We start from the raw sequence: 20,687 nt of genomic DNA on the forward strand, positions 1-20,687 counted from the left end.
ATTGCCCAATCATGTCTTCAGGTCCTGATCTGACCGTCTGAACCGGGGCGTGTTACAGAGCGCAGCACGGAAACTTTTTTTTGCCACAGAGCCGCCCGATCACCGCCTTGTGAGGTCCGCACAGTCTGCGTCTTCATACCGCTCGTGAAAGGAGTAAGACGCTATGCTGAAATATCTGTCGGGCTTGCTCGCGGTTTCTGCGTTTTTTGCGGCCATCATGGCATTGCCGCCCGTCAGTGGGACGGCACATGCCCAGTTTGTGCCTTATGAGGGGCCATACCGTCAGATGCCACCTCCGCCGCCTCATCCGCGTCGGGAACCCGTGCCACCTTACAGGTATGGCATGCGTTGGGAGCGGGGGCACTGGCAGTGGGTCGGGAACGGCTATCGCTGGATTCCGGGGCACATGGTCCGTATTCGGCCTGTTCGGCCGCAGCCCGCCCCGTTTTACCCTCGATAGACGCTGGAAGGCCGCTACGATCGAGCGGCCTTTTTTCAGCGAAGGGTGACGAGCACTGGAACATGGTCGGATGTTTTTTCAGCAGCCCGTTCATCCCGATCAATTGTGAAAGACACAAGACGCTCGGCAACGCGCGGGGACAGCAGGGCGTGGTCGATGCGCAGACCCGAGTTCCGCTGGAAGGCTGCGGCCTGATAATCCCAGAACGTGTAGTGGCGCCCGGTAGGCTGGACGGCGCGCAGGGCGTCTGTCAGGCCAAGCCATTGCAGGCGGTTGAACGCGGCCCGTGTCTCGGGGCGTACCAGTGCGTCGGTCGGGGAAAGGGCACCGGGCGCAAGGTCTTCGTCCGTCGGGCAGACGTTGTAGTCGCCGATGAAGGCGAAGGATTTTTCGCTTTCGAGAAATGTCTTTGCCCGGTTGGCGAGGGCATCAAAGAACGCCATTTTCTTGGCGTAACCGTCTTCACCGCCTGAATTTCCGTTTGGCAGATACAGATTGCCAATCGTGAGCCCATCCATGTCTGCTTCAATATAGCGGGCGGTCGGGTCTTCAAAACCGGGAAGGTGATGGGTCGTCACTTCAAACGGACGACGGCCAATCAAGGCAACACCATTATAAGCTTTTTGGCCGGTCGTGGCGACGTGCAGGCCAGCCTCATGGAAAACAGCCGGGAACTGGCTGTCCTCGCATTTGATTTCCTGAAGGCAGAGCAGATCGCATTCCGGGTGGCGTTCCAGCCAGTCCTGAACGAGATGGGCGCGGGCGCGGATGGAATTGATGTTCCAGCTTGCGAAAGTAAAAGACATGCGCTCAGGCCAGCGAGAAGCTTGTACCGCAGCCGCAGGCTGATGCGGCATTAGGGTTCGTGACCGTGAAATGCGCACCCATCAGTTTGTCGACAAATTCCAGTTCCGCGCCTTCCAGAAGGTCGAGGCTGGTTTCGTCCACGTACACGGTGGCACCATCGCGTTCGATCAGAACGTCATCCTCATTCTTCGTGCGATCCAGCTTGAACTGGTACTGGAAGCCGTTGCAGCCACCGGCCAGCACGGCAACCCGCAGAGCCAGACCTTCAGGTTCCGGCTGGGCGGAGATGATTTCCAGGATCCGCGCAGCAGCGCTGGCAGACATGGTGAAGGTGGGTGTGTCGGACATGGCTCGTTCCTGGTTTCTGAAGCACTGCTGCAAGGCAGGACGGTTCTGGTCCTGATTATATGGCCTGACCACCCCCAAGGGCAAAGGGGTAGAGTTGCGTTGATACAAGCCTGTCGTAGAATGACACCTGTGATCCGACGAACAGCGTGCGTTCCGTGCCTGCGGGTCATCAGGGGAGTGTGTTGATGGCTGCCATCTATGCGGTTCAGGAAAAAGGGAGCCGTGGCCGGCTTTATCCCGAGGTGGAAAGCCCGGTTCGCTCTCCCTGGCAGAGAGACAGGGACCGCGTCCTGCACTCCGCCGGTTTTCGCACACTACAGTACAAGACGCAGGTTTTCATCAACCATGAAGGCGATTTCTTTCGTACTCGTCTGACGCATTCCCTCGAAGTGGCCCAGATTGCCCGTTCGATCGCCCGTAGTCTTGATCTGAATGAGGATCTGACGGAAGCGCTGGCTCTGGCGCATGATCTGGGGCACACGCCGTTTGGTCATGCCGGGGAGGACGCTCTTGCGCTGGCCATGCAGGACTGGGGCGGCTTCGATCACAATACGCAGTCCCTTCGTCTCGTGACGTCTCTGGAGACGCGGTATCACGCTTTTGATGGCCTGAACCTGACATGGGAAACGCTGGAGGGACTGGCGAAGCATAATGGTCCGGTAAAGCGACCAACGCTTTATCTGGCCGAATATGACGCGCGACATCATCTGGATCTCAGCAGTTATGCCTCTGCCGAGGCGCAGGTTGCAGCCATGTCGGATGATATTGCCTATCACGGCCATGATCTGGATGACGGGCTGCGGGCCGGGCTGCTGACGTTTGAAGATATTGAGGATCTGCCGCTCGTGGGTGATGCGCTCCGGGCCTCGCGCGAAATGGAACGCCGCACGGGTCGTGAAGCGATGGATCAGGCGCAGCGTGTCCGTCATGAAACCATCCGCGTGGTCATCAATGCGCTGGCGACGGATCTGACAGAGCAGACGCGCCGGAATCTGGAGGCTCTCAACCCGCAGTCAGCGGATGATATCCGCCATGCCGATCATGCGGTTGTGGCGTTCAGTCCGGAAATGCGGGAAAAGAACAAGGCGATCCGCAAATTTCTTTATGCGCGCATGTACCGTCACTGGCGCGTCAACCGCATGGCGCGGAAAGCCAAGATCGCACTGGCCGAAATCTTCACGATCCTTTCGGAAGAACCGGGCCTTCTGCCAGACCCGCTCAAGGACCGCGCCAAGGCTGCGGATGACACGGAACGGCGGCGTCTGGTGGCGAATTATATCGCCGGAATGACCGATCGTTTCGCGATGGAAGAACATCGACGGTTGACGGACATCTCCGTGCTGGGCTGATAGAGCCTCTTCAAGACGTTACAGGTTACAGGACTCGAACTGAAAATGGCCGCTGCACCCACTGCCCATACGACTGACTGCCTATTTGCCCGCACCAGAGACCAGGTGTGCGAGGCCCTGCGGTCTGTTGTCCCCGGCCTGCCGGAAGAGGTGGTGCAGCGCGTTGAAGTGACGCCGCCGCGTGATCCGTCCCACGGGCACATGGCCACGAATGCCGCTCTGCTGGCTGCCAAGCCTGCGAAACGTAAGCCTGCCGATATCGCTGCCGAACTGGTTCTGAAGCTTGCCGAGTTGCCGGACGTCGATCATGCCGAGGCCGCTGGACCAGGCTTCGTGAACATGACGCTCAAGCCGCATGTGCTTCAGGGCATCGCCAAGGCTGTTCTGGAAACGGGCGAGGCTTATGGTCGCTCCACAATGGGGCAGGGCACGCGCGTCAATGTTGAATACGTGTCCGCCAACCCGACCGGCCCGATGCATGTCGGTCATTGTCGTGGCGCCGTGGTGGGTGATGCGCTGGCCAATCTGCTTCAGGCGGCAGGTTTTGGTGTTACGCGCGAGTATTACATCAACGACGCCGGAACGCAGGTTGTGGCCCTCACATGGGCGACATACTGGCGTTACCTTCAGGCCATCGGCACGCAGATTGATGCCGAGACGTTCAGTCCTCTGACGCCGAATGGTCTTCAGTATCAGGGTGATTACCTGATCCCGGTCGGTGAAAGCATTGCGGCGAAGCATGGTCGCGCCCTTGCCAACGAAGATGGTAGCCCGGCTGATCCCTCTGTCTGGTTCGAGATCGTCCGTCGTGAGGCGCTTGAGCAGATGATGGCGGCGATCCGTATGGATCTTGAAGCCCTCGGCATTTCGCATGAAGTGTTTGCCAGCGAAGCTGAGACTCTCGCCAGCGGACGCGTTGATGCCGCTATCGCCAGGCTCGAAAGCAAGGGTCTGCTGTACGAAGGTGTTCTGGAGCCGCCGAAGGGCAAGATGCCGGAAGACTGGGAAGCTCGCCCGCAGACGCTGTTCCGCTCCACGGATTTTGGCGACGATCAGGATCGTGCGCTTCGCAAGTCTGACGGCACGAACACCTATTTCGCCAACGACATTGGCTACCATGCCCAGAAGGCAGAAAATTCAGACGTTCTGATTGACGTGCTTGGCGCGGATCACGGCGGCTACGTCTCCCGGATGCGCGCGGCCATTTCTGCGCTGACGGATGGCAAGACCGGCTTTGAAGTCGTGATGTGCCAGATCGTTCGCGTTGTGAAGAATGGTGAGCCGGTGAAGATGTCCAAGCGTGCCGGCACGTTCGTGACGTTGCGCGATCTGCTGGATGAAGTGGGCCGTGATGCTGTGCGCTTCACGATGCTGACCCGCAAGGCCGACGCGCAGATGGAGTTCGATCTGGATGCTGTCGTAGCCCAGACGCGCGACAATCCGGTGTTCTACGTTCAGTACGCTCATGCCCGCTGCCGTTCAGTCCTGCGTTCTGCCGAGACGATGTTCGGAGCTGACGCCGTGACGCCTGACGCTCTGGCGAAGGCCGATCTTTCCGGTCTGTCTTCGGATGTGGAACTGGCGGTGCTGCACCGTATTGCGTCCTTCCCGCGTTCGGTGGAAGCGGCTGCTGCTGCGCGTGAGCCGCACCGTATCGCGACGTATTGCATTGATCTGGCGTCGGACTTCCATGCTCTGTGGAACCGTGGGCGTGAAGATACGACCCTGCGATTCCTGCATGAGAATGACCGTGAGACGAGCCTGGCCAAGCTGGCTCTGGTCTACACAATCGCCGGAACGCTGCGTTGCGCACTGACCATTCTTGGCGTTGTTCCGGTGGAGGAAATGCGATGACCCCTGACAACGACGACGACCGGAACTTCCGGGACCCCGGTGATTACGGTTCGGGCCCGGCCACTCCGCCACCGCGAGGTGGTCGTGAGCGCCTGAGCAGTGACTATGACGAAGACGCGCCGCCGCGCCGCCGCCCGGCATCTGCTGCGGGGAATACGGAGCGGGCAGGGGGCGTAGCGTCCCTGTTGGGCAGCGATCCGGCAACGCGTAAGCTCGTTGGTGGGGCTGTTGGTATTGGTGCCGTGCTGCTTCTGGCCGTAGGTGGCTGGTCCCTGATGGGCGGTCATCATGGTGGCATTCCCATCATTGGGCCGCCGCCGGGCCCCGTGAAGGATGTTCCGGCTGATCCGGGCGGCATGCAGATCATGGGCAGCGATAGCGGCGATACTGATCTGACAGGCAATGGCGAGGCGCATCTGGCTCCCGGTCCCGAGCAACCGGATGCCAAGGCTCTGGCGCGTCAGTATGGTGTCCAGCCCGGAGCGCCTGCAGCTCCGGCTGACAAGCCTGCCGTGACGGCCGATGCCCAGTCTCCGGACGCCAAGCCTTCTGATGGTGCGACACCTGCTTCCCCGGATAAGGCTCCCGTTGCGGTTCCAGCAACGGCTGCTACGCCTGATGCTTCCAAGACGCCTGCGGAAACTGCGGCACCTGAAGAGGATGCGGACGACGCGGAACCTGCAAAGCCTGTTCCGGAGAAGCCGGCGTCTGCTCCGAAGCCAAAAGCTCCAGAAGCGCCGGTTCACAAGGCTGCCCCAGTCGTTCCGGCCAAGCCTGTGCAGAAACCGCTTCCGCCACCAGTGCCGGAGCCTGAAAATGTTGCTCCAGCCCAGAAGGCTGCTGCAACAAAGGCCGAAACGGGCGGAGCACGTGAAGTCCAGCTTGCCGCGCTCGACAGCGAAGCTGCGGCGCGCAAGGAATGGGAGTCCCTGCGTCATCAGGCCCCGGCTCTGTTTGCCGGTCATTCGCCGCTGTTCGAAAAGACCGCGCATGGTGACAAGACGTTCGTGCGTTTGCGGATTGGTGGCTTTGAAGATCTGAAGGCGGCCCGTGCGTATTGCGTAAAGCTGCACGCGCAGTCCATCGCCTGCACTCCGGCCCAGTTCTGAGAGACCGGGTTTGAGCGAGGTTCTGCATCTGACGCTGGACGGGTTTGAGGGGCCGCTTGATCTGCTTCTTGAACTTGCCCGCGCCCAGAAAGTGGACCTCGCGAAGATTTCCATTCTTCAGCTTGTCGAGCAGTATCTGTCCGTGGTCGAGCAGGCTCGGGCTGAAGCCCGCGCCTTGCGTCTTGAACTCGCGGCGGACTGGCTCGTCATGGCGGCCTGGCTGGCATGGCTGAAGTCCAAGCTTCTTCTGCCTGCGGAGAGTGGTGGGGAAGATGCGGAAGAGGCGGTCGAGCAGCTTCAGGAACGACTGATCGAGCTGGAGCGGATGCGTGCGGCTGCTGCATGGCTCATGAAGCGTCCTCGTCTCGGCATCGACGTTTTTCGTCGTGGGGAAGGCGAAGATCATACGGAAATTGATCGTTCCGGCCTGCGTGTTGATCTGTCGGCCCTGATTACGGCCTATCTGTCTGCCCGGCGTCGTACGAACCGCAAGCGCGTTTATGCACCGCGGACCCGTCGCTACTGGAGCGTGCAGGATGCTCTGGCACGTTTGCGGCGGATGCTGGGAACGGATGCTGTTACGGACTGGCAGACTCTGACGTCCTTACTGCCCGAACATCTGGCGGATGATCCGGAAACCGGGCCGTATGGGCGGAATGCCGCTCTGGCAGGAACGCTGCTGGCTGGGTTGGAAATGGCGAAAGGCGGTGACGTGGAGCTTCGTCAGCCGGAAGCCTTTGCTGAAATTGAATGGCGGGCAGTTTCGTGACGTCTGAAGAGATGCAGCGCGGCTGCCTGCTTCTGGAAGCCCTGATTTTTGCCAATTCGGAACCGGTGCGGTCGGCTGTCATGGCGGAGCTTCTGAAGAATCAAGGTCTGGATCTGACGGTATCGGACGTTCTGGCGGCGTTGGCCGAGCGTTATGCGACCCATGCGATCGAACTTGTCGAGGCTGCAGGGGGCTGGCAGTTCCGGACGCGCCCGGAATATGCCTCGGCGCTGACAAAGGTTGTCGAAAAGCCGCGTCGTCTGAGCCGGGGTGCGATGGAGACCCTCGCCATCATTGCGTATCACCAGCCTTGTACGCGGGCTGAGATCGAGGCCATTCGTGGTGTCTCTCTGGGGCAGCCCATTCTGGATGCGCTGCTGGAAGACAGTCTGATTGCTCCGAAAGGGCGCAAGGAAGTTCCTGGCCGCCCGGTTCTGTGGGGCACGACACCTGCCTTTCTGGAAAGCTTCGGTCTGCCCGATCTGGGCTCATTACCCAAGCGGGAAGATTTCCTTCTGGACAGGGCACCGACGGAAGCGGCACCAGAAGCGCCTTCCCCCGTAGGCGAGACTGACGGGACGGGCTAGGATTGTTGCATGTTTGACTTCAGTTTCTCGGAAATAGCCCTGTTTGTCGTCGTGGCGATGATTTTCATTCGCCCGAAGGACCTGCCGGTCGCCATTCGCACGCTTTCGAACGGCATCAAGGCCATGCGACGGATGGCGGGCGAGTTTCAGTCCCATATCGACGATATGGTGCGTGAGGCAGACCTGTCCGAGACGCGCGACCAGCTTCGGGATCTGAAGAATTTCAATCTGCGGGATCGTGTGACCCGTGCCATAGATGGCGACAATTCGATCCGGCGCAGCCTTGAACTGGATACAACGGGCGCATCACCCCGGCCGTCCACGCTCAATGATTTGCCGCAGGTTGCGGCGCCTCCGCCGATGCCGCCGCCGTCTTTCGGTGGGGGGGACAGCAAGCCTTACAACGCCATGATGCAGGACCAGGCGGAGGAAGGGTTGAACGATGATATCGTTGATGCGCCTTCCATCCTGCCGCCCGCGACGGCGCGCCGCCTGATGCACGAACGCCCCCGTTGGCGCGCCCCGGACATTCTGCCGCCCGTCATGGCAATTCATCACGGCCGACGCGTTGCCATTTCAAGCACGGAGAAAGACGCGTGACGGACTCGGATGCCATCAATGACACCCCGATGCCTCTGCTTGACCATATCGTTGAGCTACGGCGCCGGCTGATCTGGTCCATCGGGACGTTCGTGATCGCTTTTGCCATCTGTTATCATTTTGCGGGCGATATCTATCGCTTCCTTGCCGCCCCGCTGGGGGACATCATGCGGCAGAAGGGCGAGCAGCCGCATCTGATCTACACCGCGCTGTATGAGGCGTTTTTTACCTATATTCGTGTGGCAGTCTTCGGGGCGACGTGCCTGTCTTTTCCGATGATTGCCATTCAGGCGTGGATCTTCATCGCGCCGGGTTTGTATCGCAGCGAGAAAAAAGCGTTCGCGCCATTTCTTATTGCCACGCCTGTCATGTTCACCATCGGCGCCGCGCTGGCCTACTACGTGGTTTTCCCGTTCGCCTGGAAGTTCTTCCTGTCGTTCCAGACATCCGGCAATGGCGGGATGGATATCGAGCTTCAGGCCAAGGTGTCGGAATATCTGACGCTTGTGACGAAGATGATCCTCGCATTCGGGATCTGTTTTGAACTGCCGGTAATCCTGACGCTGCTGGTCCGTGTCGGGCTGATTGGGACGGCGCAGCTCAAGAAATTCCGCCGCTATGCGGTGGTAGCGTCCTTCGCCGTTGCAGCCGTGATTGCCCCGCCTGACGCCATTACCATGCTGAGCCTCGCCATTCCGCTTGTTGCGCTGTACGAGGTATCCATTCTTGTGGCGCGGCTGGTTGAGCCGAAGCCCGTGACTGATGAAGAAGACTGACGGAGCCCTGAACCATGCATGACCTGAAAGCCCTGCGCGCCGATCCGGCCGCATTTGACGCCGCTCTTGAGCGTCGGGGCCTGTCACCTGTGGGGCAAAAACTCGTCTCGGAAGATGAAGAGCGCCGCGCCGCTCTGGCAGCGTTGCAGGAGGCTCAGGCCACCCGCAAGACGCTCGCCAAGGAGATCGGGCAGGGCAAGCGCACTGGCGCAGATACGTCCGCTCTGGAAGCGCAGGCGGTCGAACTGCGTGACCGGATTGCGGGTCTGGAAGAACGTGCGGCCATCATCGAAAAGCGCATCGATGATGTTCTGGCGTCCCTGCCGAACCAGCTTGACCCGTCCGTCCCTGATGGGAAGAGCGAGGATGACAACGTCGTTGTTCATTATCGTGGCGAGAAGCGTGAATTTACATTTGAGCCGAAGCAGCATTTCGAGCTGGGTGAAGCTCTTGGTCTGATGGACTTCCCGACGGCCGCCAAGCTGTCCGGGACACGCTTCGTCGTTCTCCGTGGCGCTTTGGCCCGTCTGGAACGTGCATTGGGTCAGTTCATGCTGGATACGCATACGACCGAGTTTGGTTACAGCGAGACCAGTGTTCCGCTGCTGGTCAATGACGATGCCATGTATGGCACGGACAAGCTGCCGAAATTTGCGGAAGACTCTTTCCGCACGGAAGATGGCCGTTGGCTGATCCCGACGGCGGAAGTTCCGCTGACGGCCTCTGTGATGGGCGACATTCTGCCAGCCGATGCGTTGCCGATCCGCCTGACGGCACTTTCCCAGTGTTTCCGTTCCGAAGCCGGGTCTGCTGGGCGCGATGTGCGGGGTATGCTGCGTCAGCATCAATTCACGAAGTGCGAACTCGTTTCCATCGTGAAACCGGAAGACAGCGACATCGAACATGAGCGTATGACGCAGGCGGCCGAGACCATTCTGGAGCGCCTGGGCATCACGTTCCGTCGTATTCTGCTGTGTGCTGGCGATACGGGTTTTGGGGCGGCCAAGACGTTTGATCTGGAAGCGTGGATTCCGGGACAACAGGCCTGGCGCGAGATTTCATCCTGTTCCAATACGCGCGCATTTCAGGCGCGTCGCATGAAGGCGCGGTATCGCTCCGAGACTGGCCCGGCTTTCGTGAATACGCTGAACGGTTCCGGTCTGGCTGTCGGTCGCACCCTGATTGCGGTCATGGAAACGTATCAGAACGAAGACGGCAGCATAACCATTCCGGAAGTCCTGCGTTCCTATATGGGTGGACTGACCCGTATAGGCTGAGGATTATTTCTGACATGATGACACGCCGTTCCGCTCTTTTCGCTCTGGCTGGAAGTGCTCTCACTTTTACTGCTCGCGCGGATGCTCTGAAAACTCTCAGCGGAACGGTCACATACCGTGAAAGAATGGCGCTTCCAGCCGGCGCTGTTCTACTCGTCAGGCTGGAGGATGTTTCTCTGGCCGACGCTCCGGCCAAGGTTCTGGCGGAAAGTTGGCAACAGATTCAGGGGATGCCCCCTCTTTCTTACGTTCTGCATGTGCCGGTATTGGAGAGCAGCAGGCGTTATAGTCTTCACGCTGAGATCCGCGCTGGAGACCAACTCCTTTTCACAACTGAAGAGGCGCACTCCCCAAGTGAACCGAATATCATGGTGACGCGGATTACGGCATCTGCGAATGAACCGCCTTATGGGAGCTGGGTTGTTCAGTCTCTGAAAGGACAGGCTGTGCCTGATTTATCCCAGGCACCCAATTTGACTATTGGGCGTGATGGCCATGTCTTTGGTAGCGGCGGATGCAACAGATTAATGGGGCAGGCTGTCATCACAGGTAACGCTCTTGAGTTCAAACCTTTTGCAATGACCCGTATGGCTTGTATCGGTTCCGGTATGGAAATCGAAAATGCGTTTGTGCACGCATTGGGAGAGGTGCGTTCCTGGTCCGTAGACAATAAGGGAAACCTGATTTTGCAGTCTGAGAGCGGGATGGGGGTTATTGTTCTTCGATCAGACGGTACTGTGGAAGCGCCGAAATAGATTAACTGAACATTAAGAATTATATCCGCATGTCTTTATGTTGAAATAAAATTATCTGTCAGTTTATTATCAACTTCGTGTTGAAGTAAAAATTATTTGCAAAATACCCATCTTTTTACGATAGCACCTTCATTGTCCTCATTCTTCTAGCCTTGGGAGCGCATTTCTCAGTGTTCGAAATGAGGGCATGGAGCCTGAAGTATCCGCGGGTGTGGCGTTTATCGAAATAAGATCAGGCCGCTGGTCTTGTCCGGTAAAAAACCAGATTTTCCGAGGCAGAGCTTGGATCTGGTGACGTCCAGGGTTCATTATCCGCAGGATATTCAGGTTGGGGCAGATATTGGGCGTAGGGTGGACATAAGAATGAGTGACGTAACGGACGACACTGTGAAGGCACGGGTTTCGCCGGGGCTGGAACTGGGGCGGCGCATTCGTCTGCTGAGAGAAATGGCTGGTCTCAATCAACAGCAACTGGCCAACAAGGTGGGAATTTCGCGGTCTGCCGTGGCGTTCTGGGAAACCGGGCGGTCCGGGCATGTCGGCAAGCATCTTGGCGCACTGGCTGAAGCTCTAGGGGTAGACGCTGAAGTTCTGTTGACCGGGATGGCTTACAAGGAAATTCAGGAAACGCTGACGCCGGATGAGAGCATGTTTCTGAATTTGTATCGACAGTTGAATCCGCTGATCAAACTTCAGGCGCAGAAATGGATCGAGCGCCGGGTTCGCCAGGCTGAGGAAGAAGCGGAAGGCTGAGACAGTCTTTCATGGACATCTGCCCTTCCAGGAAAACAATAAGCCCCTACGATTAGAACCGTAGGGGCTTTTTTTTAGGTCCGTTTGCGAGGGGCTGACAGTTTGCCTTTTTTCTTGAAGCCTTCCTTGAAAGGCTTGCCTGACTTTCCGGGAAAGGGCTTGTCGCTACGGGCTTTGGGCTTGAAACCGCCGCGCTGCTGCTTCTGGCTTTCACGCATACGGCTCTGGGTCCGCAGAACCTGTTCGATCCAGTCATTCAGGATCGAGGTATTGATTTCCGCGTTCTGTTGCGCCGGGTAAGCGTCGGGGAAGCGCAGGGCCAACCAGCGCCATGCGACAAGGCGCTTGTGTCGCTTCTCGGCGCGTTCCAGCTCTTCACGGCCAGCCTGTTCCGGGTGGGGGAGGCGGCCGGTACCTGGCGGCGGCACAGGACGGCCGGCGGCGTGATCGGCAGCCCAGGACACGAGGCGCTGGATACCATTGTCCCGTTCATCAATCGGGCACATGGCATAGGTCCAGCGCGCTGTCAGGTCGAGGCCTTCCACGCCTTCCAGAGCCGCCGCAATCTCAAGAGACTGCTCCATGTCTGCCAGACGATAGTTGGGGTCGTCCGGGCGTAGGACTGCGCGCTTGATGCGGGTCAGGACACCGTAAAGGCTGTCGCTGCCAATTTCCTCGGCAACGGCTCGAACGATGTCGGAATCCGGCTGAACCAGAGGGCGCAGTTCCGTCACCGGCTCCGGCGGGGCAGCCAGCATCTGACGGACAAACGTGGGGCTTCCAGACTCCGCCAGTACGCAGACCAAGCCTTCTTCATGTTTGCCAAAGCGACCAGCACGTCCGCCGATCTGCTTGACTTCCTGCGAGATCAGATCCCGGGTTTGGCGTCCGTCAAACTTGCGCAATGCACTGAAGACTACGCGGCGGATGGAGAGGTTCAAGCCCATGCCGATTGCGTCGGTTGCAATCAGAATATCCGCGTCACCATTGTTGAAACGAGCGGCTTCCGCACGGCGCACTTCCGGGCTGAGGGCGCCATACACCACGGCAACCCGTCGCCCGCGCGCCATGAGTTCGGCGCGCATGTCCAGCACTTCGCGGCGTGAGAAGGCAATGACGGCATCGCCAGCAGTGAGTTCGCTGAGATTGAGTGTACCGCCAGCCTTGAGGGGGCTTTTGCGTTCCAGGTGGATTTCGTCCACCGGGTCATCACAGAGTTCGGCAATCCGTTTGACCAGCGGGATGCAGTCCGCCGCCCCTAGAATGAACACATGCCGCGCCGGGACGCCCATAATGGCAGCCGTCCATGCCGCGCCACGATCAGGATCGGCTAGCATCTGTGCTTCGTCGATGATGGCGACATCCACAGGCTTGTGGAACGGGCACATTTCAACCGTAGCAGCCAGATGGCGTGCCCCCGGCATTTCGATGCGCTCTTCGCCTGTAGCAAGTGAGGCAGGCACGCCGCGGTTGAGCAACGCTTCCCGGAATTCATGCGCCAGAAGGCGGAGAGGCGCGAGGGCCAGACCGCTCTCTGCGTTGGCGAGGGCGTTCAGCGCCGTATAGGACTTGCCGGAGTTGGTTGGGCCAGTGACGAGCGTGATGCGGCGCTTGAGAGAGCGCGCTGTCCGGAAATGAGCGGCAAACCGATCCAGTGCAGCGACGCGGGCAATGGCGGCATTGCCGACCTTGCTACCACGCTCCAGAACTTCTGGTCGGGCTGGTGTTGTGCCGCGCCATTCGGGAAGGCGCGCGCGAAGCTTCTTCAGTTCGTCCGGTTCGAAGAAGAACAGTTCAATACCGTCATCACGCGTTTCGCGCTTGGCAATCGGGAGACGATTTTCCGCAACCCAGCGCAGGGCCTCACGCCGCGAGCAATGAAGAATGCCCGGCACCTCATCGAAGCTGACAAGATTGGCTTCCCATTCTTTCAGGCGTTCGAGTTCGCGCTCCCGACGGCGCTCTGCACGGGCCTGAATGTCAGCCTGCTCGCGGGCACGGCGCTCTTCGGCCAGACGCAGATCGTCTTCAAAGCCGAGATCAACACTCCCGAAAGCGCCTGCTATGCTGCGGGACAGTTTTTCAAGCTGGCCGCCTGAGAGGATCAGCCCGGCATCTGCCAGATCAGCCCGGACTTCTTCCAGAACACTGCGTGGCGAGTCTCCAAGATCCTGCCAGCGCGAAACCAGAACATCGTCCAGCGTGAGGCGCAGGGCCGCGATGTCCGCACGAGGGTCATGCGTGCGGGCTGCAGCTTCCTGCGTATCGGCCTTCGTAACCCAGACTTCACCCGCGCGACGGGCAACATTCATGAGCTGGGAGGCCCAGGTCTTGCGCCGGACGACGCACAGGGCGTCAATCAGGGCTTCATGGGAGAGGGTCGCTTCATTGCCCTCTAGCCGCCGGGCGACCTGCCGGAGCAGGGCTGGCCGCTCACGCGGAGTAATGTCCAGCGGCGTCCCGAAATCGGCTTCAGCCTGGTTCAGGGCGCGTTCAGCGGGGGAAAGGGCGGCATCGCTCACGGAGTCGTCTGTCATGAAAAGACTTTTGCGTCATTCGGCTAGCAGGTTCAACGCGCATGGGTTTTCCGAAACGTGATGATTGCGCTAAAAGGTCCGGCTCTTATCAGGTCCGAGACCTGTTATCCGTGCCACACCGGAGACAGAAACCGATATGTCCACCCCGAGTTTTGCCGCCCCGACTCCTGAGATCGACGAACCCCTTACGGGCCTGACGCCGTATGAAGGCCATCCGAAACAGTATCGTCTGGCTGACCCCAGCAAGGAATACGCTCATCTGTATCCTGCAAAGGTTCTGACCGTTCATCACTGGACGGATCGTCTTTTCAGCTTCACCACAACGCGCGATCCGGGCCTTCGGTTCGAGAACGGCCAGTTCGCGATGATTGGCATCGAGGTCGAGGGCAAGCCACTTCTGCGTGCCTATTCCCTCGCCTCTGCCAATTATGAAGACCACATGGAATTCCTTTCCATTGCCGTGCCGGATGGTCCGCTGACGTCCCGTCTGCGCCATGTGAAAGTGGGTGACACGGTTCTGATCGGCCGCAAGCCGGTGGGGACGCTGCTGCTCGACAACCTGAAGCCGGGCCGCAATCTGTACTTCCTGTCCACGGGCACCGGCCTTGCGCCGTTCATGAGTCTCATCAAGGACCCGGAAGCTTACGAGCGCTATGAGAATGTGATCCTCAGCCACACGGTCCGTATTTCGGGCGAGCTGGCTTACGAGAACCACATCCGTCACGAGCTGCCGCAGCATGAATTCCTGGGTGAGTTCGTTGCCGACAAGCTGAAGTACTATCCGGCTGTGACGCGTGAAGAGTACGCCGTAACGGATCGCATCACGAAGCTGATCGAGAGCGGCAAGATCTTCGAGGATCTGGGGATCGACAAGCTCGACCCCGAGCATGACCGCGTCATGATCTGTGGTTCGCCGGAAATGCTTGCGGATACGGAAGCGCTTCTGGAGCGTATGGGCTTCGAAGAAGGCAACATGAACCGTCAGGGTTCTTACGTTGTCGAGAAGGCGTTCGCAGAGCGCTGAGACCAGAGGCACGAAAGGCCGGGATTTATGCAGGAATTCGATCTTTTCGTCATCGGAGCCGGATCGGGCGGTGTACGCTGTGCGCGTATTGCCGCCCAGAACGGCGCGCGCGTCGCAATTGCGGAGCGTCGTCACTGGGGCGGAACCTGCGTCAATCTCGGCTGCGTGCCGAAAAAGCTGATGGTCTACGCGGCGGAATATGGCCGCGAGATCGACGATGCCCGCGCCTATGGCTGGGATGTGACGCCGGGACCGCATGACTGGCGCACGCTGATTGATGCCAAGGATCGCGAGATCGAGCGCCTGAATGGCATTTACGTCTCGATGCTGAAGAAAGCTGGCGTTGAGCTGTTCACAGGCGACGCACGCTTTGTGGATGCGAATACGGTTGAAATCGGTCCGTCTGAGCTTGCTCCGGATGCTGCGGTTCAGACTGTTCGTGCAAAGAACATCGTCATTGCGACGGGTGGTGCACCGACGCGCCTCGATATCCCCGGCGCAGAACACGCGATTGTCTCGGATGATGCATTTCATCTGGAGAACCGCCCCGAGCGCGTTGTCATTATTGGCAGCGGTTATATCGGGATTGAATTTGCAGGGATTTTCGCGGGTTTCGGCTCGCAGGTGGACTTCGTTTATCGTCAGGACCTGCCGCTGCGTGGGTTTGACGAGGAAATGCGTCGCCACATTGCAGAACTGGTGCCTTTGAACGGCATTACGCCTCATCCTGGCAGCACGCCGGAGCGGATTGAGAAGACCTCTGAAGGGTATCGCCTCCATCTGAAGGGCGGAAAGGTCATCGAAACCGACTGCGTCTTCATGGCGACAGGACGGCACCCAAACCTGACATCCCTGCGGCTGGATCTGGCCGGGGTTGAGGTCACGGGCGGTCGTATTATTACGCGCATTGAAGATGCAAAGACGAATGTTCCGGGCATTTATGCCATCGGGGACGTGACCGATACTTATAACCTCACGCCGACCGCCATCGCCGAAGGTCATCTTCTGGCCGAGCGTCTGTTCGGTGAGACGGGGCGTGAATGGTCTTTTGCGACAACTCCAAAGGCCGTTTTCTTCAGTCAACCTCTCGCTTCGGTGGGGATGACGGAAGAGGAAGCTGCCGAGCATCACACGCTTGATATCTACACCTCGTCTTTCACGCCGATGCGTCAGTCGCTGTCTGGTCGTAAGGGCAAAGCGTTTATGAAGCTGGTTGTGGACTCAAAAAGTCAGGTCGTACTGGGGGCTCATATGATCGGCCCGGACTCACCGGAGATCATTCAGGGGCTGGCCATTGCCGTCACGGCAGGTCTGACCAAGCGTGATCTTGACCGCACGATCGGCCTTCACCCTACAAGTGCGGAGGAGTTCGTGACCATGCGGACGCCAACGCGCCATGTTCCTCATTCCTCCGACAAACAGAACTGACAGTCCGATGGCTCATGACGATCCTTTGTTGCCCCTGAAGATCATGAGCCATCACACAACAGGACAGGTGCAGGCGTGAAACTCGGCTGGCTGTTTGCGCCGTCCATCACGTCGGTGATGTTCGCCCTACGCACGACGATTGCATCCCTGCTGGCGCTGGCCATTGCCTTGTGGATGGAACTTGGTGAGCCACAGTGGGCGGCGATGACGGTCTGGATTGTTGCGCAGAACTCCCGCGGGGAAAGTATTTCCAAGGGGCGGTGGCGTCTCGTCGGGACTGTCGTTGGTATGGTTGCGGCCATCGCCCTGATGGGAATGTTTCCGCAATATCCATGGCTCTTCCTGCCCGCGCTGGCCATCTGGGTCGGGCTCTGCGCAGGCTTTGCCACGCTGACGCATAATTTCCGTGGCTATGCCCTCGTTCTCGCAGGCTACACCTGCACCATCATTGCCCTTGGTGCCGTCAAAGAACCGGATAATGTGTTCAATATTGCCATGGCGCGTGGAACATACATTTTCCTTGGAGTGATCTGTGAGACGGTCATGGGAATGGTATTCGTTCCCAATATCGCTGACCGAGCCCGGGAAGAATTGCGCAAGCGTCTGCAGGCTATTCTGACGAAAGCCAGCGGTGCTCTGACGGATGTTCTGAACCAGAAAGCGGATGCTACAGATACGCTCTGCGCCCTCATGGGATCTCTTCAGGCCTCCAGTGACCAGATCGAGTTCTCCCGGATTGAAATTCGCAGTCAGGGCAATGAAGTCGAACATGCCTATGTGACGCTGGGTCTCGTGGCGCGTGTTCTGTCACGTGGTCTTGGTCTCAAGACGCGGATGACGTCTGTGTCCCATATTCCGGAGGCACTTCTTCCGTTCCTCCATGATATGGGTGTTGCTCTTGAAGGGCTGCCTGCACGTCTGGAAAGTGACCGTCGCGGTATCGCTGCGCTTGTTCAGACTGAGGCTCTGTTGGCGGAATGTCGGGGGCGGATGCAGGCTGTCCTGCCACGGGACGATGAAGATTCGCTCAATGAGGGCATCATCCTGACGGGCGTAGAGGTCATGATTTCGGACCTCTGTGAAACACTGAGGTCTTACCGGGCGAGTGTGGATGGTGCGCCTATTTCCGAGCGACACCGCCTGACCCGGAATACGGACTGGCGCGCGGCCGTCCGAAACGGGGTGCGGACCATGGCTGCGCTTCTTTTCGGGGCGTATGTCTGGGAAGTGACGGCATGGCCGCAGGGCAGCGTCTTCCTGACATTTATTGCGGTGGTCTGTGCCCGTTTTGCGACTTTCGAAAATACCGTCCTGCTCAGCGCGGCCTTCTTCTACGGAGCAGTTTTTGCGGCACTTGCCAGTGTCATTCCCGTCTTTGTGGTGATGCCGGTCACAGCCAGCTATGCATTTTTCTGTCTGACAGTGGGCTTCTTCATGATGCTTGGCGGTCTCGCGACCCGAAACCCCGCCACAGCCGTCATGGCCGCGTCCTACGGCACGTTCTTTCCCTTTCTGCTGGGCATGGACAATCAGGGGCGTATGGATGAGCTGTCATGGCTCAATACCACCATTGCCCTCCTGCTCGGCCTCGGGGCAGGTGTAGTCATCTTCCGTGCAGTTCTTCCGTTTACACCTCGCCGGGCGGCGGAAGTCCTGCGTTATCAGCTCAAGCGCAGTCTGCGGCGGCTGGCATTGCCAGGTGTTGTGATGGACGAATATGTCTGGATCAATGACGGCACACAGAGCATGGAACGCGCGGTCCGCTTTGCAGGGTCTCTGGAGAGTGACCGTGCGGAGGAAATGCTGCGTGGTACTCTGTCCGTCATGACAGTGGGGCGAAATGTATTGATGCTGCGAAAGCTGGCGCAGCACGGAAGTCTGCCAGATACGGCAGTGGCTGCCGTCGATGGGCTGCTCCGGAACCTGCTGCGCCGCAAGCTGCCGCTGACCCATACGGCGGCGACTATCGAGCCAACGCTTGCGGAGCTTTATGCACTGGAGCGGGAATCACAGGACACATCCATCCGGCATGATCTTGTTCTGGCCATTGGGTCCCTGCTGATTGTTCAGTCGGAGCTGCCAACCAGCAGGGCTTTCCTCAGAGCGACGACCTGAAACAGGTCGTGCCGTTCAGGACGCGAGGAACTTCAGCAGGTCCTCGTTAACCTGTTCCGCATGGGTCAGGAACAGGCCGTGCGGGGCACCATCATATTCCAGGAAAATCGAACCGGGGATCAGATCCGCAGCGCGACGGCCGGCGATGTCAGCGGGGACTGCGCTGTCGGCGGTGCCGTGAATGATGAGAGTTGGAATGGTGAAAGACTGAAGATCACTGCGGAAATCCGTTTTTCCCCACGCATCCACACAGTCGATGGTCGCCATCGGGCTTGCCATGCTGGCCAGCGTGAAAGACCAGTCGAGCACGCCTTCACTGACCGGATGGTGCAGCATGGTCATGCCGTAAAAGCCGGGAAGAAAGTTTTTCAGGAAAGCAAAACGGTCCTGCCGGATTTCCTGTTTGATGCCGTCAAAAACAGAGATATCGACACCATCCGGGTTGTCGGCGGTCTTCAGCAGGAACGGAACGATGGAGGCCAGAAGTACAGCCTTGGAAATTCTGGCGCGGCCATGACGGCTCAGATAACGGGCGACTTCACCCCCACCCATCGAGAAGCCGACAAGCGTTGCGTCCCACAGATCAAGCTGTTCCAGAATGACGGCCAGATCATCTGCCAGAACATCATAGTTGTAGCAGTTGATGGGATGTCCCGAGAGGCCGAAGCCGCGACGGTCATAGGTAATGACGCGGTATCCGGCTTCGACAAGGGCGAGAGTCTGTTTTTCCCACATATCGCCGGTCAACGGCCAGCCATGGATAAGAACAACCGGGCGTCCGACGCCCATATCCTTCACGTGGAGGCTGGTTCCGTCAGTAGCAGTAATGTACGGCATGGGTTCTGCTCCTCATATGATCTGGCTGAATGATACCAGCCGCATCCTTGAAAGCAGAACCCCGCTCAGTCAGATTGGTTGCGTCTTACCAGCCGTTGCCGCGTGGAGCGACATAACCGTTGCCGGTGGCGTCACCAAGCTGGCCGGACTGGGTGTTGTTGCTGCCCTGATAGGCCGAGCCGAACTTCGAGAGATTAGCCCCTGTCACGCTGTCACGCTCGACGCCTGCTTCATGGTCCGGATCGGGTCCGTGTTCGAATTCAGTGCTCGGCGCATCCTGATATCCAGGCGGAAGGGAACGATGGCCACGTGCACGGAAATGCTCGCCACCATTTGTTTTTTGCTGCCCGGCGGGAGGCTGGGCCTGTGTGCTGCTTTGTGGAGGGGCGGCGTCATAAGGCTGACCGAATGTGGTGGTCTGAGCCTGCGCTACCCCGCCTAGCAGGGCGGTTGCCAGAATGGCATGGCAGAAAAAGCGGGAAAAGGGCAGCATGGAGTCTGGTCCTGAACCAATCATGGAAATCAACGGCCCCATCACCATATGGGAAGCAGAACCGCATACTCTCTTTATATAATCGGCTCGGTTGGGCTGCGGTTCAAGCGTTCTTTTCCTAATCCGTGAAAGGGCAGGGAAGCGGAGTATGGAAGATCTCTTTGCAGGGCTGCGTGCCCGGATGCTTCTGGCGGAGGGGGCTGTTCTGCTACCCGGGTTTGCAAATGCCCGTTCCCAGGACCTCTGCACGGGAATTTTGGATATTTCCAGACAGGTCCCATTTCGAAACATGAAAACGCCGGGTGGACGGCCCATGTCGGTTGCAACGACCAGTTGTGGGGCTTGCGGATGGTATACGGACCAGCATGGCTACCGGTATGTCCATACAGATCCGTTGACAGGAAAACCCTGGCCCGAGATGCCAGCGCTTTTTCTTGATCTGGCGCGTGAGGCCGCCGCAGAGGCCGGATACCCGGATTTTTCTCCTGCGTCCTGTCTGATCAACCGGTATGAACCCGGAGCAAAGATGGGGTTACATCAGGACAGGGATGAGGACGATCTGGCGTCTCCGATTGTTTCGGTTTCGTTGGGAGTTCCAGCCCGTTTTGCGTTTGGAGGCCTTCTGAAGACGGACCCGGTGCAGCGGTATGACCTTCTGCACGGGGATGTAGTGGTGTGGGGAGGGGTTTCCCGACTGGCCTGGCATGGAGTTTCGCCAGTGCGTGAAACATTCCATCCGCAGACAGGTGCCATGCGTTACAATCTGACTTTTCGCGCTATCAACGCGGCGCTTTTTCAGCCATAAACAG

General features: G+C 58.8%; 20 protein-coding genes. 15 read left to right on the top strand and 5 right to left on the bottom strand.

Annotated elements, in window-relative coordinates:
• Nucleotides 1-163 precede the first annotated feature (163 nt).
• Nucleotides 164-460 (top strand): YXWGXW repeat-containing protein, encoded by a 297-nt coding sequence (locus tag B7444_RS11740; RefSeq protein ID WP_007283678.1) that lies wholly within the window; start codon nucleotides 164-166, stop codon nucleotides 458-460.
• 35 nt (nucleotides 461-495) lie between these two features.
• Here B7444_RS11740 and B7444_RS11745 read toward each other — a convergent pair whose 3' ends face one another.
• On the bottom strand, nucleotides 496-1,266 hold the full coding sequence (locus tag B7444_RS11745; protein WP_007283677.1) for an exodeoxyribonuclease III: 771 nt from the start codon (nucleotides 1,264-1,266) through the stop codon (nucleotides 496-498).
• Nucleotides 1,267-1,270: 4 nt separating this feature from the next.
• Nucleotides 1,271-1,615, bottom strand: a complete 345-nt coding sequence (locus B7444_RS11750) for a HesB/IscA family protein (protein ID WP_035730015.1) — start codon at nucleotides 1,613-1,615, stop codon at nucleotides 1,271-1,273.
• Between the two features lie 185 nt (nucleotides 1,616-1,800).
• On the opposite strand from B7444_RS11750, the gene B7444_RS11755 reads away from it, so the two are divergent.
• The 10 genes from B7444_RS11755 to B7444_RS11800 all read left to right on the top strand — a co-directional run bounded on the left by B7444_RS11755 (nucleotide 1,801) and on the right by B7444_RS11800 (nucleotide 11,444).
• The gene (locus B7444_RS11755; protein ID WP_035730018.1) at nucleotides 1,801-2,964 is read left to right on the top strand and encodes a deoxyguanosinetriphosphate triphosphohydrolase; all 1,164 of its coding nucleotides are present in this window, start codon (nucleotides 1,801-1,803) and stop codon (nucleotides 2,962-2,964) included.
• Nucleotides 2,965-3,009: 45 nt separating this feature from the next.
• Entirely contained in the window at nucleotides 3,010-4,818 is a 1,809-nt protein-coding gene (gene argS / locus B7444_RS11760) for an arginine--tRNA ligase (protein WP_035730019.1), read from the top strand.
• Nucleotides 4,815-5,927: an SPOR domain-containing protein gene (locus B7444_RS11765; RefSeq protein WP_007283673.1), complete on the top strand. Its 1,113-nt coding sequence runs from the start codon at nucleotides 4,815-4,817 to the stop codon at nucleotides 5,925-5,927. Before argS ends, B7444_RS11765 begins: the two co-directional genes overlap by 4 nt.
• Before the next feature lie 10 nt (nucleotides 5,928-5,937).
• Nucleotides 5,938-6,696, top strand: coding sequence for a segregation and condensation protein A (locus tag B7444_RS11770; RefSeq protein ID WP_007283672.1), 759 nt, complete (start codon nucleotides 5,938-5,940; stop codon nucleotides 6,694-6,696).
• Nucleotides 6,678-7,283, top strand: coding sequence for an SMC-Scp complex subunit ScpB (gene scpB / locus B7444_RS11775; RefSeq protein WP_007283671.1), 606 nt, complete (start codon nucleotides 6,678-6,680; stop codon nucleotides 7,281-7,283). The genes B7444_RS11770 and scpB overlap by 19 nt, the downstream gene beginning before the upstream one ends.
• 9 nt (nucleotides 7,284-7,292) lie before the next feature.
• Entirely contained in the window at nucleotides 7,293-7,883 is a 591-nt protein-coding gene (gene tatB, locus B7444_RS11780) for a Sec-independent protein translocase protein TatB (protein ID WP_007283670.1), read from the top strand.
• Nucleotides 7,880-8,659 (top strand): twin-arginine translocase subunit TatC, encoded by a 780-nt coding sequence (gene tatC / locus B7444_RS11785; protein WP_007283669.1) that lies wholly within the window; start codon nucleotides 7,880-7,882, stop codon nucleotides 8,657-8,659. Before tatB ends, tatC begins: the two co-directional genes overlap by 4 nt.
• 14 nt (nucleotides 8,660-8,673) lie before the next feature.
• Nucleotides 8,674-9,936, top strand: coding sequence for a serine--tRNA ligase (gene serS, locus B7444_RS11790; protein ID WP_007283668.1), 1,263 nt, complete (start codon nucleotides 8,674-8,676; stop codon nucleotides 9,934-9,936).
• A 14-nt stretch (nucleotides 9,937-9,950) separates the two neighbouring features.
• Nucleotides 9,951-10,691, top strand: coding sequence for an META domain-containing protein (locus tag B7444_RS11795; RefSeq protein WP_007283667.1), 741 nt, complete (start codon nucleotides 9,951-9,953; stop codon nucleotides 10,689-10,691).
• 363 nt (nucleotides 10,692-11,054) lie between these two features.
• Nucleotides 11,055-11,444, top strand: coding sequence for a helix-turn-helix domain-containing protein (locus tag B7444_RS11800; RefSeq protein ID WP_029495686.1), 390 nt, complete (start codon nucleotides 11,055-11,057; stop codon nucleotides 11,442-11,444).
• A gap of 74 nt (nucleotides 11,445-11,518) precedes the next feature.
• Here B7444_RS11800 and B7444_RS11805 read toward each other — a convergent pair whose 3' ends face one another.
• Nucleotides 11,519-13,981: a helicase-related protein gene (locus B7444_RS11805; protein ID WP_186810576.1), complete on the bottom strand. Its 2,463-nt coding sequence runs from the start codon at nucleotides 13,979-13,981 to the stop codon at nucleotides 11,519-11,521.
• Nucleotides 13,982-14,117: 136 nt separating this feature from the next.
• On the opposite strand from B7444_RS11805, the gene B7444_RS11810 reads away from it, so the two are divergent.
• The 3 genes from B7444_RS11810 (at nucleotide 14,118) to B7444_RS11820 (ending at nucleotide 18,548) form a co-directional block, all read left to right on the top strand.
• Nucleotides 14,118-15,005, top strand: coding sequence for a ferredoxin--NADP reductase (locus B7444_RS11810; protein WP_007283664.1), 888 nt, complete (start codon nucleotides 14,118-14,120; stop codon nucleotides 15,003-15,005).
• 27 nt (nucleotides 15,006-15,032) lie between these two features.
• Nucleotides 15,033-16,433, top strand: a complete 1,401-nt coding sequence (gene gorA / locus B7444_RS11815; protein WP_007283663.1) for a glutathione-disulfide reductase — start codon at nucleotides 15,033-15,035, stop codon at nucleotides 16,431-16,433.
• Nucleotides 16,434-16,508: 75 nt separating this feature from the next.
• The gene (locus B7444_RS11820) at nucleotides 16,509-18,548 is read left to right on the top strand and encodes an FUSC family protein (protein ID WP_007283662.1); all 2,040 of its coding nucleotides are present in this window, start codon (nucleotides 16,509-16,511) and stop codon (nucleotides 18,546-18,548) included.
• A 15-nt stretch (nucleotides 18,549-18,563) separates the two neighbouring features.
• On the opposite strand, the gene B7444_RS11825 is transcribed toward B7444_RS11820, so the two are convergent.
• Nucleotides 18,564-19,385 (bottom strand): alpha/beta fold hydrolase, encoded by an 822-nt coding sequence (locus B7444_RS11825; protein ID WP_015072193.1) that lies wholly within the window; start codon nucleotides 19,383-19,385, stop codon nucleotides 18,564-18,566.
• 85 nt (nucleotides 19,386-19,470) lie between these two features.
• Complete coding sequence (locus B7444_RS11830) at nucleotides 19,471-19,926, bottom strand: hypothetical protein (RefSeq protein ID WP_007283660.1); 456 nt, start codon at nucleotides 19,924-19,926, stop codon at nucleotides 19,471-19,473.
• 100 nt (nucleotides 19,927-20,026) lie between these two features.
• On the opposite strand from B7444_RS11830, the gene alkB reads away from it, so the two are divergent.
• Nucleotides 20,027-20,683, top strand: a complete 657-nt coding sequence (gene alkB, locus B7444_RS11835; RefSeq protein WP_007283659.1) for a DNA oxidative demethylase AlkB — start codon at nucleotides 20,027-20,029, stop codon at nucleotides 20,681-20,683.
• Nucleotides 20,684-20,687: the final 4 nt, after the last annotated feature.

It is taken from the genome of Gluconobacter thailandicus F149-1 = NBRC 100600, from assembly GCF_000964465.1.
In the GTDB taxonomy this organism is placed as follows: Bacteria; Pseudomonadota; Alphaproteobacteria; order Acetobacterales; family Acetobacteraceae; genus Gluconobacter; species Gluconobacter thailandicus.

Bases quoted from the DNA above. Each gene is read 5' to 3' on its own strand.
- B7444_RS11740 (WP_007283678.1), top strand. From the start codon at position 164: ATGCTGAAATATCTGTCGGGCTTGCTCGCGGTTTCTGCGTTTTTTGCG.
- B7444_RS11745 (WP_007283677.1), bottom strand. From the start codon at position 1,266: ATGTCTTTTACTTTCGCAAGCTGGAACATCAATTCCATCCGCGCCCGC.
- B7444_RS11750 (WP_035730015.1), bottom strand. From the start codon at position 1,615: ATGTCCGACACACCCACCTTCACCATGTCTGCCAGCGCTGCTGCGCGG.
- B7444_RS11755 (WP_035730018.1), top strand. From the start codon at position 1,801: ATGGCTGCCATCTATGCGGTTCAGGAAAAAGGGAGCCGTGGCCGGCTT.
- argS (WP_035730019.1), top strand. From the start codon at position 3,010: ATGGCCGCTGCACCCACTGCCCATACGACTGACTGCCTATTTGCCCGC.
- B7444_RS11765 (WP_007283673.1), top strand. From the start codon at position 4,815: ATGACCCCTGACAACGACGACGACCGGAACTTCCGGGACCCCGGTGAT.
- scpB (WP_007283671.1), top strand. From the start codon at position 6,678: ATGGCGGGCAGTTTCGTGACGTCTGAAGAGATGCAGCGCGGCTGCCTG.
- tatB (WP_007283670.1), top strand. From the start codon at position 7,293: ATGTTTGACTTCAGTTTCTCGGAAATAGCCCTGTTTGTCGTCGTGGCG.
- serS (WP_007283668.1), top strand. From the start codon at position 8,674: ATGCATGACCTGAAAGCCCTGCGCGCCGATCCGGCCGCATTTGACGCC.
- B7444_RS11795 (WP_007283667.1), top strand. From the start codon at position 9,951: ATGATGACACGCCGTTCCGCTCTTTTCGCTCTGGCTGGAAGTGCTCTC.
- B7444_RS11800 (WP_029495686.1), top strand. From the start codon at position 11,055: ATGAGTGACGTAACGGACGACACTGTGAAGGCACGGGTTTCGCCGGGG.
- B7444_RS11805 (WP_186810576.1), bottom strand. From the start codon at position 13,981: ATGACAGACGACTCCGTGAGCGATGCCGCCCTTTCCCCCGCTGAACGC.
- B7444_RS11810 (WP_007283664.1), top strand. From the start codon at position 14,118: ATGTCCACCCCGAGTTTTGCCGCCCCGACTCCTGAGATCGACGAACCC.
- gorA (WP_007283663.1), top strand. From the start codon at position 15,033: ATGCAGGAATTCGATCTTTTCGTCATCGGAGCCGGATCGGGCGGTGTA.
- B7444_RS11825 (WP_015072193.1), bottom strand. From the start codon at position 19,385: ATGCCGTACATTACTGCTACTGACGGAACCAGCCTCCACGTGAAGGAT.
- B7444_RS11830 (WP_007283660.1), bottom strand. From the start codon at position 19,926: ATGGTGATGGGGCCGTTGATTTCCATGATTGGTTCAGGACCAGACTCC.
- alkB (WP_007283659.1), top strand. From the start codon at position 20,027: ATGGAAGATCTCTTTGCAGGGCTGCGTGCCCGGATGCTTCTGGCGGAG.